Source organism: Sphingobacterium sp. SGR-19, from assembly GCF_011043555.1.
GTDB lineage: Bacteria > Bacteroidota > Bacteroidia > Sphingobacteriales > Sphingobacteriaceae > Sphingobacterium.
Genome location: NZ_JAAKGS010000001.1, coordinates 176,081 through 191,828 on the forward strand (window position 1 = coordinate 176,081; position 15,748 = coordinate 191,828).

The 15,748-nt window shown below is 42.2% G+C and carries 15 protein-coding genes and 1 tRNA gene; 6 read left to right on the top strand and 10 right to left on the bottom strand.

Annotation, left to right across the window (positions count from 1 at the left end):
• Window positions 1–30 precede the first annotated feature (30 nt).
• Complete coding sequence (locus G5B43_RS00755; protein WP_165292815.1) at window positions 31–648, bottom strand: hypothetical protein; 618 nt, start codon at window positions 646–648, stop codon at window positions 31–33.
• Window positions 649–857: 209 nt separating this feature from the next.
• On the opposite strand from G5B43_RS00755, the gene G5B43_RS00760 reads away from it, so the two are divergent.
• The gene (locus tag G5B43_RS00760) at window positions 858–1,124 is read left to right on the top strand and encodes a hypothetical protein (protein WP_165292816.1); all 267 of its coding nucleotides are present in this window, start codon (window positions 858–860) and stop codon (window positions 1,122–1,124) included.
• Between the two features lie 68 nt (window positions 1,125–1,192).
• On the opposite strand, the gene G5B43_RS00765 is transcribed toward G5B43_RS00760, so the two are convergent.
• From G5B43_RS00765 to G5B43_RS00790, 6 genes are all read right to left on the bottom strand, one after another.
• Window positions 1,193–2,206: a helix-turn-helix transcriptional regulator gene (locus G5B43_RS00765; RefSeq protein WP_165292817.1), complete on the bottom strand. Its 1,014-nt coding sequence runs from the start codon at window positions 2,204–2,206 to the stop codon at window positions 1,193–1,195.
• Window positions 2,207–2,313: 107 nt separating this feature from the next.
• A tRNA-His gene (locus G5B43_RS00770) sits at window positions 2,314–2,387 on the bottom strand.
• A 132-nt stretch (window positions 2,388–2,519) separates the two neighbouring features.
• Entirely contained in the window at window positions 2,520–2,927 is a 408-nt protein-coding gene (locus G5B43_RS00775) for a hypothetical protein (protein WP_165292818.1), read from the bottom strand.
• An 8-nt stretch (window positions 2,928–2,935) separates the two neighbouring features.
• Window positions 2,936–4,255, bottom strand: coding sequence for an ABC transporter permease (locus G5B43_RS00780; protein WP_165292819.1), 1,320 nt, complete (start codon window positions 4,253–4,255; stop codon window positions 2,936–2,938).
• Window positions 4,248–5,186, bottom strand: coding sequence for an ABC transporter ATP-binding protein (locus tag G5B43_RS00785; RefSeq protein ID WP_165292820.1), 939 nt, complete (start codon window positions 5,184–5,186; stop codon window positions 4,248–4,250). Before G5B43_RS00785 ends, G5B43_RS00780 begins: the two co-directional genes overlap by 8 nt.
• A gap of 154 nt (window positions 5,187–5,340) precedes the next feature.
• Complete coding sequence (locus G5B43_RS00790) at window positions 5,341–6,291, bottom strand: CvpA family protein (protein WP_165292821.1); 951 nt, start codon at window positions 6,289–6,291, stop codon at window positions 5,341–5,343.
• Window positions 6,292–6,402: 111 nt separating this feature from the next.
• Here G5B43_RS00790 and G5B43_RS00795 point away from each other — a divergent pair, with 111 nt between their 5' ends.
• Window positions 6,403–7,200, top strand: coding sequence for an SDR family NAD(P)-dependent oxidoreductase (locus tag G5B43_RS00795; protein ID WP_165292822.1), 798 nt, complete (start codon window positions 6,403–6,405; stop codon window positions 7,198–7,200).
• 92 nt (window positions 7,201–7,292) lie between these two features.
• On the opposite strand, the gene pckA is transcribed toward G5B43_RS00795, so the two are convergent.
• The 3 genes from pckA to G5B43_RS00810 all read right to left on the bottom strand — a co-directional run bounded on the left by pckA (window position 7,293) and on the right by G5B43_RS00810 (window position 10,238).
• Entirely contained in the window at window positions 7,293–8,906 is a 1,614-nt protein-coding gene (gene pckA, locus G5B43_RS00800; protein WP_165292823.1) for a phosphoenolpyruvate carboxykinase (ATP), read from the bottom strand.
• A 260-nt stretch (window positions 8,907–9,166) separates the two neighbouring features.
• Window positions 9,167–9,637, bottom strand: a complete 471-nt coding sequence (locus G5B43_RS00805; protein WP_165292824.1) for an Lrp/AsnC family transcriptional regulator — start codon at window positions 9,635–9,637, stop codon at window positions 9,167–9,169.
• Window positions 9,638–9,821: 184 nt separating this feature from the next.
• Window positions 9,822–10,238: a cupin domain-containing protein gene (locus G5B43_RS00810; RefSeq protein WP_165292825.1), complete on the bottom strand. Its 417-nt coding sequence runs from the start codon at window positions 10,236–10,238 to the stop codon at window positions 9,822–9,824.
• A 159-nt stretch (window positions 10,239–10,397) separates the two neighbouring features.
• Here G5B43_RS00810 and yihA point away from each other — a divergent pair, with 159 nt between their 5' ends.
• From yihA to G5B43_RS00830, 4 genes are all read left to right on the top strand, one after another.
• Window positions 10,398–11,018 (top strand): ribosome biogenesis GTP-binding protein YihA/YsxC, encoded by a 621-nt coding sequence (gene yihA, locus G5B43_RS00815; protein ID WP_165292826.1) that lies wholly within the window; start codon window positions 10,398–10,400, stop codon window positions 11,016–11,018.
• Between the two features lie 2 nt (window positions 11,019–11,020).
• Window positions 11,021–11,875, top strand: a complete 855-nt coding sequence (locus G5B43_RS00820) for a 4-hydroxybenzoate octaprenyltransferase (protein WP_165292827.1) — start codon at window positions 11,021–11,023, stop codon at window positions 11,873–11,875.
• Window positions 11,876–11,943: 68 nt separating this feature from the next.
• Window positions 11,944–12,957 (top strand): LacI family DNA-binding transcriptional regulator, encoded by a 1,014-nt coding sequence (locus G5B43_RS00825; protein ID WP_165292828.1) that lies wholly within the window; start codon window positions 11,944–11,946, stop codon window positions 12,955–12,957.
• 206 nt (window positions 12,958–13,163) lie between these two features.
• The gene (locus tag G5B43_RS00830; protein WP_165292829.1) at window positions 13,164–15,746 is read left to right on the top strand and encodes an alpha-amylase family glycosyl hydrolase; all 2,583 of its coding nucleotides are present in this window, start codon (window positions 13,164–13,166) and stop codon (window positions 15,744–15,746) included.
• Window positions 15,747–15,748: the final 2 nt, after the last annotated feature.

Consider the following 15,748-nt stretch of genomic DNA (forward strand, 5'->3'; position numbering starts at 1 on the left):
CTACTAACGTGCAGATCGGATAAATAAAGGTCATACCACCACACAGCGTACAGTGTCGCTGTAATTAGGAGTTGGATTAGTGCCTAGATAGGTGATCCGGAATTCATATTCCTGTAGGTAGTCCAGATCCGAAATGCCCAATTTGGATTTTGTACTAAGTACCGTTGTCCATTCGTTGAGACTACCTGTCTTGCGGTATTCAAATTGGTAGAACCTTGCCGGGCGCCATGGATTGACGCGCAGCTGTACCGTGTTGGTTCCCGGATGGGTAACTACCGCACGCAGGTCGTTGGCCTTGGGTGATATCCCTGCGTTGGGAGCATTGTTCTTGCCGGGTACGAAGCCTGCCGCCAACACGATGTTGGGGTCGCCTTTAGCGACAGATTCTACATGTAGCGACAGGTCATAGAGCAGCTGCCTGACCAAAACTGCCTGCTGGTTTTTGATGACCACCTGCCGCATGTCTCTGAACGCCGCTTCGGATAAAGAATCCGTGTAATCCGCTAACGCAGTTTCCAATAGTGTTACTTTCTCCGTGGCATCCGGAAACAGATCTGCATTCTCCTTTGATTTTTTGACCACGTTGGAGGCGTATTGAACCAACCTTGATTCCGTACGCGTTTTTGATGTTAGTACTGGCTTTGCCATAATGATTAAATTTAAATTGTTGATAAAAAATTAATTAACGCCTCAAATATAGGGAGAGGCGTTTCTTAAGAGGGGGGCTATTGGGGTCAACTTTTCCGCCGACACCGGATAGTTGTGACCCGATTAGCCCCCTCGTCTTTATTTTTGTACCAGAAACGGCGTTTCCGATAAATAAAAGCATATTTTGTGATGAGTAATTACTTACCTTTGTGCATAAACAACGGCTCATTGTACATCACCAACGAATCAGATGTATTTACCAATATGCTAAAGGTGATGTGTTTTGGATCATTGGACTGGTACATTGGGCTACGGGTAATGACAGCTGGCCGAAAGCACATGTGCATCGGGGCATCGTTGATGTAAGCAGTATCATTGGTGATGTCCATAGACCTGTTGGTGTGTATCGTTACGGCGTCGTTCTATTCATATGGCACAATGGTATAGCGCAATCAGTCAAAAGCGGTTTGCGTTGAGCCATCGGTCATGACCTATCAGACAGGACACACATGTAAGCAGAGAGAATGGTCTGTACCAGCGTCGATTAAAACAACCGCTTCAATCGCGTGCTCTGCCGGTATTGTAGCGGACTTATCATAAAGCGTTTCGTAAAAAGGCGTTTGAAGTTTTTGGGACAGGCGAAATTTAAAGAAGCAGCGATGGTTGTAATCGGTGTATCGGAGTTCCGGATACATGCTCTCGCTTCCTGAAGCCTGTACTCGATAATCTGTTCGGTTACCTTAAAAGGTTTGTCTTGGAAAGCCCTTTTTAGTGTACTTTCACTGACATGCAGTGCGCTGGCAATTGTTTCGATATTGGTTTGATCGTCATAGAAATTGTCCCGGATATAAGCCATGGCTTTGTAATACAGCTCGATTTCGTGGTCTTTCTTGTCAACAGAGGGCGGTTCCATTTCCTGAAATACATGACGGAAGAACCGGATGTTCCAATTGGCCAACTGGTAATATGTACTAAATGGTCGAAATTCCATCTGCTGTAGCCCGTCCAATATACGTTTAAGCTTGGCATGGAGACGCATCGTCCCGATGATACGATGCGAGATATTTTTTTCGGCTGCCGCCGCAAACAGGGGCTTCAATTGTGCATATTCAGCCGTCAGCTCCTGCAGCATACGGCCATCAATTCCTAATAACAGAAACCAGGAGCTGTTGTTACCTAACGAAATCAAGTGGTCATCGGCCAACGTTTGGTAGCAAAGCAACATATCGGTGGGTACGAGATGTCTACTGTCCAATGTCAACAAAATCCCGGTGCGCATATTAATTAGGAGCCAGAGGTAGTTTCCAGGAGTAGTAATCTGGATGGATAAGTCGGTGGATAGCTTTGTATCTTTGAATTCAAACCAACAGAAATCTCTCCCGTTGAAATGGCGATAAGATACGTTCGTTTCTAACAGGGTGTTCAGCGTAGTGGTATGATGGACGATAGTAGCGCTATTCGATACAGATTCCGGAAGAAAGGCTAAGTAGCCGTCAAAAGGCTTGCTATTGTATATAGCGTGGACATTTGAAAATTCAACGGAACTGGTTTTAAGCATGCTTTTTGTCGGTTTATTCCCTAAAGATAGTAAAAATTTAGGCAAACGCAGAACCTGAGATGCGGATATTCAAAACAAAAAAGCTTCTCTGAAAAGAGAAGCTTTTGGGTAAGCAATGGGGCTCGAACCCACGACCCCTAGAACCACAATCTAGTGCTCTAACCAACTGAGCTATGCCTACCGTGATTTTGATGACACAAAAGTAGGACAATTCCCCATACACTCCAAATATTTTTAAACAAAAAATAGGGGTATAAAGCGAAGAAGTTCATTTATAACGAGATAATTTTATCAGCCCAATGCTAAATAGGGGTTACTTCATGTTAATAACCTCATCTACGATATATCGGGTGTTGCCACGCCACGGTAATACGCCGTGATATTCTTTATAATGCAAATCAAAATACTTACCGCTATTCAGCTCCAGTATGCTAAAAATGGAATCGCTTTCCACCGAAAATTCAAACTCATTGCTTGATACGCCGCTACCGGTTTGGGTCCTTAATCCCTCTTGAATCAACTTACCTTCATACGTTTTAAAAAGGTTTCCCTTTTTTACCGCGAAATTGAGATAACCTGATTTTACACCTTCACCAAATACGAAATAGTATTTATAGTAAACCCAGCCACCTACAGTAAGAAATATGATGATAAGCAGCCAAGCCAGGACTTTTCCAAAAACTCCCGACTTTTTCTTTTCTGTGTTTTGAGATGTCGTCATTCTAATCTCTATCTTTTATAATTAAACCATTTTATAAGTTCTTTTAAACTTGCTTTTTTGCCGTACATTAAAATTCCCACACGATATATGCGTGCGGCAAACCAAGTCGTGAGAATAAATCCCCCAATGAGCAGAGCGGCAGATAATACAATCTGCCAAGTAGGTACACCGAATGGAATACGAACCAACATGGCAACGGGCGACGTAAACGGAATCATGCTTAACCATGTTGCTATACTGCCGTGAGGGTCGTTGATCAGTACCCCAAATGATAGGACATAGGGTATTAACAGCGGCATGGTTATCGGCATGGTAAATTGCCCTGCTTCTGTTTCATTGTCTACGGCGGAGCCTACTGCGGCGAATAAAGCGCTATACAGGAGATATCCTCCAAAGAAGAAAACAAAAAAGCAGATCGTAAGCTCGGTGAAATCCACGGAATCAAGTGCGGCCATCCAATCAAAGTCTGCATTTGCGGTCGTAGACTGTTCGCCGGGCAATTCACGCATATTACGCCCCATAGCCTGCTGAGCTACCTCTTTATCGTTGAATAAAGCGGTTGAAAAGATCGTCATTAAGGTCAAAGAAAGAATAATCCAAAGCACAAATTGCGTGATGCCGACCAAACCGATCCCAATAATCTTTCCCATCATCAACTGGAACGGCTTTACGGAAGATATGACGACCTCTACAATACGGTTTGATTTTTCCTCTATGACACCACGCATCACTTGGGTCCCAAAAAGCACTAACGATAAATAAATTAAGAAACACAATCCCATTGCAATACCCATCGCAACTTCCGTATGGCTATCCTTAGCGTCTCCGGTTTCGGTAACCTCCTTTGCAGCAATTTGGATGTTGTCGTTAATGTTGCGAATACGATCTGCATTCAGCCCCATTTTGCGATATTGTTCATTACGGATAATTTCTCGGAGCTGTGACCTGACCTCGTTTTGTGTGCCTATATTGGGTTTTCCGGAAGATAATAGTTCGATTTTCCTAGCAGTATAGAAGTCAGCGGGTATGATTAACAGGTTGGTGTTCTTAGCCCCATTTTTTAAGTTTTTAATCTGCTCTTGCAGATCCGTATTTGAAAAAGAATAGGTAATGTTTTTATTATTTTTTAACTGATCGGCAATTGATCCCTCTTCGTCAACAACATGTACAATCGCATGGGTATCCTCATAACTCTGTTTGGTAAGAAAAAATATAGCCACATACATGCCGATAAACAACATGGGCACAAGAAACGTCACCAGCAAAAAAGATTTTTTCTTTACACGGCTAAAATATTCCCGATTGATGATTAATAATATTTTATGCATGGTGGATATACTTGTTATTAGTCGATCCGCTAACTTGATCAATAAAAATATCGTGCATAGATGGAATAACTTCCTTCACTTGACGTATCTTCACTTGGGAAATCAAGTATAATAAAATATCATTCAATGAATTGTCTTCCTGTACACGAATAGTGACTTCACGGCTGTCAGTCGTTGTTTTTTCTTCCACTACTTCAAATAACGATGTCCCTATGAAGCTTGGAATGATGCCATCTTGTTCTTTAAATTCAATTACATACATTTGATTTTGGTAAGAACGCTTTATCTTCCGGACCGGGCCATCCAGTACTTTTTTCGATTTATTAATCAGCGCGATATTATCACAAAGTTCTTCGACCGATTCCATGCGGTGCGTAGAATAAATAATGGTAGCCCCTTTTTTGTTCAGTTCCAGAATTTCCTCCTGTATCAGCTGTGCATTAACGGGGTCAAATCCCGAAAAGGGTTCGTCGAGGATAATAAGATCCGGTTCATGTACGACAGTCGCAACGAATTGTACCTTTTGTTGCATGCCCTTACTGAGATCCTCCACTTTTTTGTCCCACCAGCTTTCGATCTGTAACTTTTCAAACCAGCGCTGAATGCGCTGTTTAGCATCCCTTTTCGACAATCCTTTGAGTTGTGCCAAATAGAGCATCTGTTCGCCGATCTTCATTTTTTTATATAACCCGCGTTCTTCCGGCAGATAGCCGATGCGCTCTATATGTTTGGGATGAAGAAGCTCCCCATCGAAATAAATTTCACCACTATCTGGTCCAGTAATCTGATTGATAATACGGATAAGGGATGTCTTTCCAGCGCCATTGGGGCCTAAAAGACCGAAAATACTACCTTTGGGTACATGCAAGGACACGTCATCCAAAGCGCGGTGATTACTATATTGTTTAACGATATGACGGATGTCTAGCATATAACGCGTATTTTGCTGCTAATATACTTATGATTTCAGAGATTAACCGCTTTTCTTTTCCAGTTTTATAATCGGCAAATCTGATGGTGGAAATTGGTAGATCACTTTTTAACCGTTTACTTTCGTGTTTTCTAGATGATCGGTAGTTTTTTGGTCAGTTGCGGAAATTTTGTGTAACCATTAAGCCATATATACCGCCATCAAGGATACCGATTCCTACACGGCCGAATGTTTTTCGAAGGATATTGGCGCGATGTCCCGGTGAATTCATTAACCCATCGTGGGCCAAAAGGAGATTTTGTGCAATTGCCAAGTTTTCGCCTGCTACGACAAACCTGATGTTAGCTGCGCGGATACGGTCAAACGGTGTCTGTCCTTCCAGGGAAATATGCGAAAAATAGCTCCTGGCAAACATATCTTTCGCGTGTTGGCGCGCTACGGGTGTCAGTTCTTCATCTAGCGTCAGCGCCCCTAGGTTCGCCTTTGTCCGTTCATCGTTTATAAGGTCGAGCATTTGGCTCTCCAAATCTGGTCTCGGCTTCGGATTCGCCACTACAAAGGGGAGGCGTACGCTTTCCGACGATTTGGGATCGATAGTCATCTTATTGATGGATCGGTTTACAGCTTCGAGCGCTGGCGCGAATGGTTGTTCGATTTGCGTCAATATGTTTGTCAGCTGTTCTGCGATTTTACTTTCCCGTGTTCGCAATATCAGGGATTCCGAGAATGGCAATAGGAGCAAAAGGGTAGCGGTAATAGCGGCGTAAAGAAATCCTGTGACAATACCTGGTAAAAATCCAAAAATGTTGTTCAATCGATGTTTCTGAATTTTTAACGGAATAGCGTTCAGGGTCTTGGCCGCTAACAAAGACAGGATCGAACCAACGATAAGCAAGGTGAATAGGAATGATAGGGGCATTGTCCATACACTGGATGTGATATTTGTTTCGATAAGCTGCGCTACATGTCTATATAATGCAAACGTAATCAGCAAACTTCCTAGCCAAGAGGCTAACCCTGCCATTCCGGCAAAGAACCCCTTGGTCACCCCATTCCCTACGGAGATGAAGAAAATCAGCAGAAGTATGATATCAATTATGTTCATATTGTTCCAATAGGACAACGGAGATGATTAAATTGTTTTTGTTGTCTAGAACCAAACACATCTGTGTCCGTTCTTCATATACGACGGATTGTCGACGATAAAGCATAGATCATGAAAAACGATAACTTAAAAAAGTATGCGCTCATTACAGGCGGGACTGCTGGCATAGGGCTGGAACTTGCAAGACTTTTTGCAAAAGATAATTATAACCTTGTTTTGGTGGCACGAGATGATGCTCGGCTTTCCAGTGTCAAGACTGAGTTAGAAACAGAATTCGATATCGAAGTCGTTACGATTTCGCAGGACTTGGCTGCTTTCAATGCCGCCGCGGAGGTCTATCGGCAAGTCGCCGATAAGCATATCTTTATCGATATACTAGTCAACGATGCCGGACAGGGGGAATATGGGCTGTTTGTTAAAGCAGACTTGAATAGGCTACTGGAGATTATCCAACTCAATATCGTAGCGACGACCTGCCTGACCCATTTTTTTCTGAAAGATATGTTAGCGCATGAAAGGGGCAAGATTTTACAGTTGGGATCGATAGCGTCTGAAATTCCTGGCCCTTGGCAGGCAGTTTATCATGCAACAAAAGCATTTGTCCTTTCGCTTTCGGAGGCAATAAGACAGGAGATATCTGATAGCAATGTGACCATTACGGTCTTAGAACCGGGTGCTACAGACACGGATTTCTTCAACAAAGCTGGTATGACCGGATCAAAAATAATGGACCAAAAGCTTAGTGATCCTAAGAAAGTAGCAAAGGATGGCTACAGCGCATTGATGGCGGGTAAGGACAAGGTAATCTCTGGTGTTAAAAACAAGTTAATGATCGCCGCGAGTAACCTCATGTCCGATAGCCAGGCTACCCGGCAAATGGAGAAGATGCAGGAGCCGAAAAAAAAGTAACGAGTGTAGGGTAGCATCCAGCTACTATTTGGTCGGACGGCGCGGGCGTTGTCCGACTAAACTTTTGCTGTTGCTACCCCATATACGGCGGCTTATGCTTTTCCAAAGCTGATAGCGCTTTCTTGTGGTTCCTGATCCTGTCTGTTTGAAATTGATTCGTACTTTTTAAAGTTCTTTTCGAATAAAGTCTGAAGCTTGGTGGCCTGAAAATTGTATGCGTCTGCGTCGTCCCACATTTCTGCCGGATTTAATATCTCGTTCGGAACCTCCGCACAGGTCGTAGGAAACTTAAGTCCAAATGTAGGATGCGTTTCAAAAGTTGCGTCTTTCAATGATCCGTTTAAAGCTGATTTAATTAGCGCCCTTGTGTATGCCAGCTTTATCCTTCTACCAACTCCATATGGTCCGGCGATCCAACCCGTATTGACAAGCCAAACGTCTACGTCTTGTTTCGTTATTTTCTCACCCAGAAGCTCCGCATAAACAGTTGGGTGTAGTGGGAGAAATGCCTCCCCGAAACAGGCCGAAAATACAGCTTTTGGCGCTTTGACACCGCATTCAGTTCCGGCAATTTTTGCGGTGTAACCCGAGAGAAAGTGGTACATAGCCTGTTCGCGAGTTAATAGAGATATTGGTGGAAGGACGCCAAATGCATCTGCTGTCAAGAAAAATATATTCTGTGGCTTTCTTCCCACACCAGATTTAACGCTGTTGTCCACATGCTCGATGGGATATGCAACTCTCGTGTTCTCCGTTTTCGTTACGTCATCATAGTTCGGTGTGCGGGTATTGGGAATGAAGACAACATTTTCAATAAGCGATCCGAATCGGATTGCTTTAAATATCTGCGGTTCTTTGTCTTTCGATAAGCCTACACATTTAGCATAGCAACCCCCTTCAAAGTTAAAAACGCCATTATCATCCCAACCATGCTCATCGTCCCCAATAAGCATACGGTTTATGTCTGCAGAAAGTGTTGTCTTTCCTGTGCCCGAAAGTCCGAAGAAAAGTGCAACATTACCTTCTCGATCCTGATTTGCTGCACAATGCATAGGAAGAACGTTATGTATCGTCGGCATAAGATAATTCATTACCGAGAACATCGACTTCTTTATCTCTCCTGTGTACCCCGTTCCACCGATCAGGATTACTTTTCTTGATAAGTTGATAATTACGAAATTAGGATTTTTGAGTCCGAGTCGGCCGTGACAATCACAACGGTAACCTGCTGCTGCCAATATTGACCACTCGGGTTGCTGACCTCCCTTGGCAACTGCGTCTTCAATAAAAAGATTTTTTGCGAAGATACATTGATAGGCGGTCTCTGTAACTGTTCTTACGGACAAACTGTACTTATCGTTTGCGCCCACAACCGAATCCAGTACATAGGTTTCCCTATCAGATAAATACCTGCCCATTTCATGGAACAAAAACTGAAAAGATTCTTCAGAAATGGGTTGGTTTATTTCACCCCACCATATATTCGTTCGGGACAGCGGATCGTCCACAATATATCTGTCTTGCGGGGATCGCCCTGTGAAATGTCCGGTACTGGCCACTAGCGCCCCGGTGTCAGAAAGTACGCCTTCTCGGTGCAATATGGCTTTCTCCACAAGTTCAGGAACATCTTTCTGATAATTTACTTTAGCCGTATCCGAAATCGATAAATAACGCAAATCTGGTCTCTTTTCCAATGATTTTTTCATATCAAATTTATTAATGGTTGTGCACGGGAAATTTGTTTGATTCCTCGAGCAAGATTCCTGAACCAGGTATCATTTTCCTAAATCAGGTATCATTTATGGTCAAATGTCTGGCTTAAAAGAGTAATATTCAATAGGCTTACTCTATTTTAGAATATTTTACTGTTTTAAAGAAAAAAACCGTGCATTGTTTTGGTTAGGGGTGATTTGCCCCAATCTTTACCGAAGAAAATAAAGTTGCTTTTGTATATCTATGATTGATTCTAAATGGGGTAAGCTGTCTGACTTTTGGTTTCGGAGAGAACGAAGTATGTCTGTACTGTGTTGACATGGGGCAACACAGCCAGTTTGTACCTAAGGAAATTATGGTAAGCTTCCATATCTCTTGTAGCAATTCTCAACATAAAATCATAAGAGCCGGCCATTTGATAGCATTCCATCACTTCTGGAAATCCTAAGACCTGCTTCTCAAATTCATTCAATACTTCCGAGGTATGTGCCTTGAGAAATACTTGAGAAAACGATATTAGATCAATTCCCACTTTCTTCCTATCAAGAATCGCCACTGTGCGCTTTATAAAACCGGCATTTTTGAGCTTTTTTACGCGTTCATGGACAGCTGTAATCGATTTATTTAAGCGATAGGACAATTCCTTATTACTCAACGAGCAGTCATTCTGTAGAAGTCTCAGTAACTTCGCATCAACCTCGTCTAAATCATATAATCCCTTCATAATATTTTAATTTATACTGTGTTTGGTTATATATATTCAAAATAACGTATAATTTCGTTAAATATAACACAGTCCAAAAAAAATACTGGATATTCCTTTTTATTAGAAATTTTTACTAACACATGTCTAGTTTGAATCAAACTACTAAATCCGGTTGTCAGTCTATAGATGATATCGTATAACTTTATTCTTTCATGACCAGCGTGAGTAACAAAAAGCTTTCTGTCAATGCCTTTACGCTATGCATCAGATTCTCTTGCAACGTTATCATTTGTCCTTTTTCTATTTGTACGGACCGGTCCTCTGTGCTGAATTCGATTTTTCCGCTTAACACCTGTACACTGATCGTACCATTTGTTTTATGTGGTTTCAATTCCGCATTTTCATGTAGTCCGATCAGCACAATCGTTATCGTCTCCGACTTAAAAATCGTAATAGAATTCCGTTCGCTATCAGCCCAAGTCGGCTCATTTTTTATTTGCTCAATGAAGCCAAACAAGTCCATTTCTACAAGAGGGGCGTTTAAGATACGTTCGCCCTCGGGACGTTGTGGAGTCGCATCATTTGATTTTTCTTTTTCGTTTAAATTGTTGTTCTCCATCTCTAAAAGATTTATACGCATATAATATGCTAACGATTCACGTATCGATAATGTTTTGTATTCGTGTAATTACGTCCGTAATCGCTGTGCAGGTCGTCGCGCCAATAGTAGCTCTTGAACGAATATCAGACAAACGGGAAAAAACATTACCTTTGCTGTATGCTTGTAAAAACTGCTGAATTTGTCATGAGCAATACCGAGGTACGGAAACTTCCGGAACCATCGTTGCCAGAATACGCCTTTATAGGCCGTTCAAACGTGGGTAAATCGTCGTTGATCAATGCCATGGTCAATAAAAAGGATCTAGCAAAAACATCGCAAAAACCAGGGAAGACACAACTTATCAATCATTTTATAATTAATAAAGAATGGTACCTTGTCGACCTTCCGGGTTATGGTTTCGCGCAGACATCCAAGAAGAACCGAGCAGAATGGGAGCGTTTTATTCGAAGATATCTAACGAAACGTGAGAATTTACAATGTATTTTTGTGCTTATTGACAGCCGGCACGAGCCACAAAAAATCGATTTAGAATTTTGTTGTTGGCTAGGAGAGCAGGGGTTGCCTTTTTTGCTTGTATTTACAAAAGCAGACAAGCAATCCAGTTTGAAGTCCGACCAAAATATCGCTCAATTCAAAAAGTCACTCCTAACCTGGTTTGAAGAGGTTCCCCCGGTTTTTTTGACGTCCGCCGAGAAGAAGCAAGGTATGGAGGAGATTTTAGCGACGATAGACGACATCAATAAGAATTTCGTTTCGCCTATTGTTGAGCAGGAATAACCATGAAGAAGTACATGTCTCTCGTGCTGTTTGCACACAGCATCTTTGCATTGCCCTTTGCCATTATCGGTTTCTTTTTAGCTATACAAACTACAGCGCACGGCTTTGATTGGAAAAAGCTATTGCTGATGCTGGTGTGCATGGTAACCGCCCGGAACGCAGCGATGGCATTTAATCGTTTTTTAGACCGTGATATTGATGCCATAAATCCCCGTACGGCCATGCGCGATATTCCGGCCGGAAAAATTTCCGCCAATAGCGCCTTGACATTTACCATTGTCAATTGCTTGATTTTTATAGCAGCAACCTATTTCATCAATACACTGTGTTTCTATTTATCGCCTGTTGCTTTGTTTGTCGTATTGTTTTATAGCTATACAAAACGATTCACACCTTTGTGCCATATTGTATTGGGAGTTGGGTTGGGCTTGTCACCCATAGGAGCGTATTTGGTCGTAACCAACCAATTCGATATCGTACCGATATTCTACGGCATCGCCGTCATGTGCTGGTCCGGCGGATTTGATATTATCTATGCCTTGCAAGATGAGGAATTCGATAAAGCAAATGGCCTGAACTCTATTCCCGCCTATTTCGGTGCAAAAAAAGCATTGCGCATTTCGGAAATGCTGCATGTTCTCTCCTTCGTATTTGTACTACTTCCAGCATTCTATATGCCTGTGGGTTGGCTTTATTATTTTGGGGTTGCATTTTATGGATTTCTATTGGTATATCAACACCGTATTGTTAGCCCCACGGATCTAAGCCGTGTAAATAGAGCGTTTATGACGACCAATGGCGTAGCTTCCGTGATATTTGCAGCGTTTTATTTATTGGATATTGTTTTCCTGCGTTAGGAGACACTGCACAAATCGAAGAACAAACTACGAATTATTATTATCTTTGAAATCATCATCATAAAGATATGTCACAGATAACGATAGTTGATTTAGCAGAGACGTTAGGGCTGTCCAAATCCACAGTATCCCGGGCATTTCGGGATAGTAGCGATATTAGCCCCAAAACAAAAGAGCGCATTTTGGCGAAAGCGGAAGAGCTCGGTTTTTCTCCAAACTTGTATGCGAGTAGCTTACGGGGGAACCGCAGCCAAACGATTGCGATCATTATCCCCGAATTTGGAAACAAGTTTTTCAGTCAGGCGATAAAAGGCATTGAACTGGTTGCCCGTTCAAAAAAATACCATACCTTAATATACGTAACGGATAATAATGTACAGAATGAAGCATCTATTGTACGTTCGTTGGGAAATGGCCGTGTAGATGGCGTATTGATTTCTGCCTCTGGAGAGGGAAAAGACCATAGTCATTTGCAAACGTTGATTGACCATGATATCCCCATTGTATTCTTTGATAGGAGTTATGATGACTTTCATGGACATTTCGTAACCGGTAATGACTTTGAATCCAGTAGACTCGCCACGCAGCATCTTATTGATAACGGATGTAAAAACATAGCCTATCTCGTTATTAACCAAAAAGTGTCCATTGGCAAGATTCGAATGGATGGTTATAGAAAAGCATTGGAAGATAATGGTATACCATTTCGGGAAGAGCTGATACTGGACACAGAAAACGACGAAACGAAAAACAGGGCGGCCATTAGAAATCTCATTAAACAACATAAACCTGACGGGATTTTTGCTTCCGTGGAAAGACTGGCGATATCTACCATTCGTGTTGCTGGGGAAGAAGGGGTACAGATTCCGGAAGACCTGAAACTGATATGCTTTTCCTGTTTAGACATCGCAGATCTATTAAATCCCGCGCTTAGTGTCGTGAAGCAACCGGCCTTCGCGATGGGAAAGGAAGCTGCTAATTTTCTTTTCCAGATTTTGGATAAACCGATAGAGCTTCGCCAACAGGAGACCACATTATTACAATCCAGCCTTATTTTTCAAGATTCCAGCCGGAAATTTTGAGTTTCCATAAAAAAATCATTTTTTACTTTGTATTATTCCCGAAACATTTTTACCTTTGATATGTTTCGGGAACATTCCCGAAATGCTAACAATTATAGAGGGATCACAAGAGTAGGCTATTACAATACACTTCGTTCTTCCATAATTAAGTTAAGTGGAGTTATTTCGGGAACATTCCCAGTAGGTTTTGGCTAACCGCATTGTAAATGAAAACGAATAAAAATTTAGGGTATTTGCTCGTCATGGTACTTTGGATCATTGCCTGTAAAAAGGATGTGAAACCGGATGTAGACCCCATCGGCGAGGAGATAGCGCAAGGGCTGGTAACCTTATCCAATGATTTTATTTATTGGGACGAGACCACTACGTTGACTTTTGATCTCACGAAAGGTAATAAAGAGCTTGCTAACCATTCGGGCGATCTATTTCTCCATGCAGGCTTACTACTGACAAGCAGCACATCGGAAAAAGAATGGAAAGAGGTCGCTACAGCGTGGGACAAGAATCTCGATACCTATAAATTAAAACGGGAAGCGGACGGTAGATATAGTATTGCTATTCATCCCGCGAGCTTTTTCAAACGTACACAAACAAATGACGTAACGCATATTGCCTTTTTAGTACGGAATGCAGATGGAAGTAAAGTGTTGCGTAATGTAGATGGGTCGGATATGTATTGGGCGATTTCATCGAAACAAAAACCGCATATAACTTTTAAAGCGCCTACGGTTCAACCCACGTTTGTTTTACAATCGGAAAAGCAATCATTTGCAGTGGGAGAGGAACTCCCTATTCGCCTACACGCCTCCCAGTCAGGTACATTAAAGCTTTCCATAAATGGACAGGAAGTTGCGACCAGCCAAGGAAATGAGCTTGAGCACAAATTACAGCTGAATGGTACCGGGTTGCAGCATATCGAAGCGCGTATTGAAGCGAACGGGCAACATGCTGTTAGGGTGCTTACTGTGTTTGTGGAAGGTGATGTGGAAGTCGCTGAATTACCTGCGGGGATAAATAAAAACGGGGTTACAATTAATCGTGATAAGCACGAAGTGTCTTTTGCACTTACTGCGCCCGATAAGTCTTCTGCATTCTTATTAGGTAATTTCAACGATTTTCAAGCGACACAAGACTATGCGATGAAACGGACACCAGACGGTAATACTTGGTGGATCACATTAAAACAGCTGGATTTTCAAAAGAATTATACATACCAATTTCTGATAGACGGACAGCTAAAGATAGCTGATCCGTATGCGAGATTAGTGCTGGATCCAAATCATGATGGGGAAGTAGCACAGAACCCACAATTGCCAAGTTATCCTCAAGGCGCAACACAGGGCATCGTTTCGGTATTATCGTTAAACAACACAGCATATGCTTGGCAAACCACGACATTTAATCGTCCCGACGCGTTCGATTTGGTCATCTATGAATTGCATGTACGGGATTTCTTGGATCAACGCAACTATAAAACACTACGGGATTCTATTTCTTACCTGAAACGATTGGGCGTGAATGCTGTCGAGCTGATGCCAGTACAGGAATTTGAGGCAAACTCCAGTTGGGGTTATAATCCATCGTTTCATTTTGCATTGGATAAATATTACGGTACCACAAATGAATTGAAAGCGTTTATCGATGCATGTCACCAAGAGGGCATTGCCGTGATATTGGATATGGTGTTGAACCATGCGTTCGGACAGTCACCTATGGTGCGTTTATACCAACAATCCGGTGTGCTAACGAATAATCCTTGGTTTAATATTACGCCTACCCATCCATTTAACGTAGGCTACGATTTTAATCACGAAAGTCTGCTTACGCAGCAATTTACCAAAGATGTTATCGCGTTCTGGATGGAAGAGTTTAAGGTAGATGGTTTCCGTTTTGACCTCTCCAAAGGTTTTACACAGAAAAATTCGGGTACGGACGAAAGTGACGGCGCAGTACAGCAATGGTCAGCCTATGATGCGAGCCGTATCGCGATATGGAAAAACTATAACCATTTTATCCGTGAACGGGATCAGGACTTCTACGTCATTTTAGAGCATTTTGCGGAAGATCGGGAAGAAAAGGAACTGGCAAGCGAGGGTATGTTTTTGTGGAATAACCTAAACCATGCATTCAATGAAGCCACCATGGGGTGGAATGATAACTCCGATCTTAAACGCCTTTTCGCCGATGCGCATGGTTTCGAAAAACCGTATTTCGTGTCGTATATGGAATCCCATGACGAAGAACGCTTGATGTACAAAAACTTACAATATGGTAATACAAATGGCAATTATTCAACCAAAGAACTAACGACGGCATTGGAACGTATGAAACAAGCTGCGGCATTTCTCCTTTGTGCGCCTGGCCCCAAGATGATATGGCAATTCGGAGAACTAGGGTATGATATGTCGATTGATGAAAACGGCAGAACAGGAGAAAAACCATTAAAATGGGATTATTTGAAGGATTCGCAACGTTATAGCCTTTTTGCACACTATGCAAGGTTAATTGACTGGAAACGTCAGAACGCTATTTTTAGAAATGGAGCGATCAATCACAACGTAAATGGTGCCCTAAAATATTATGTGTTGAAAGAAGGAGGGCAGGAGGTACTTGTGGTCGGGAACTTTGACGTGGTTGCCCATGATTTCACTATTCCGGAAAACTTACAAAAAAGTTGGTACGATAACTTGACAGGGATAACACGCGATTGGCGTTCGACAAGTTCGATTCCATTGACAGCAGGACAATATTACATATTAAGTATAAATAAACTGAACAATAAACAATAATA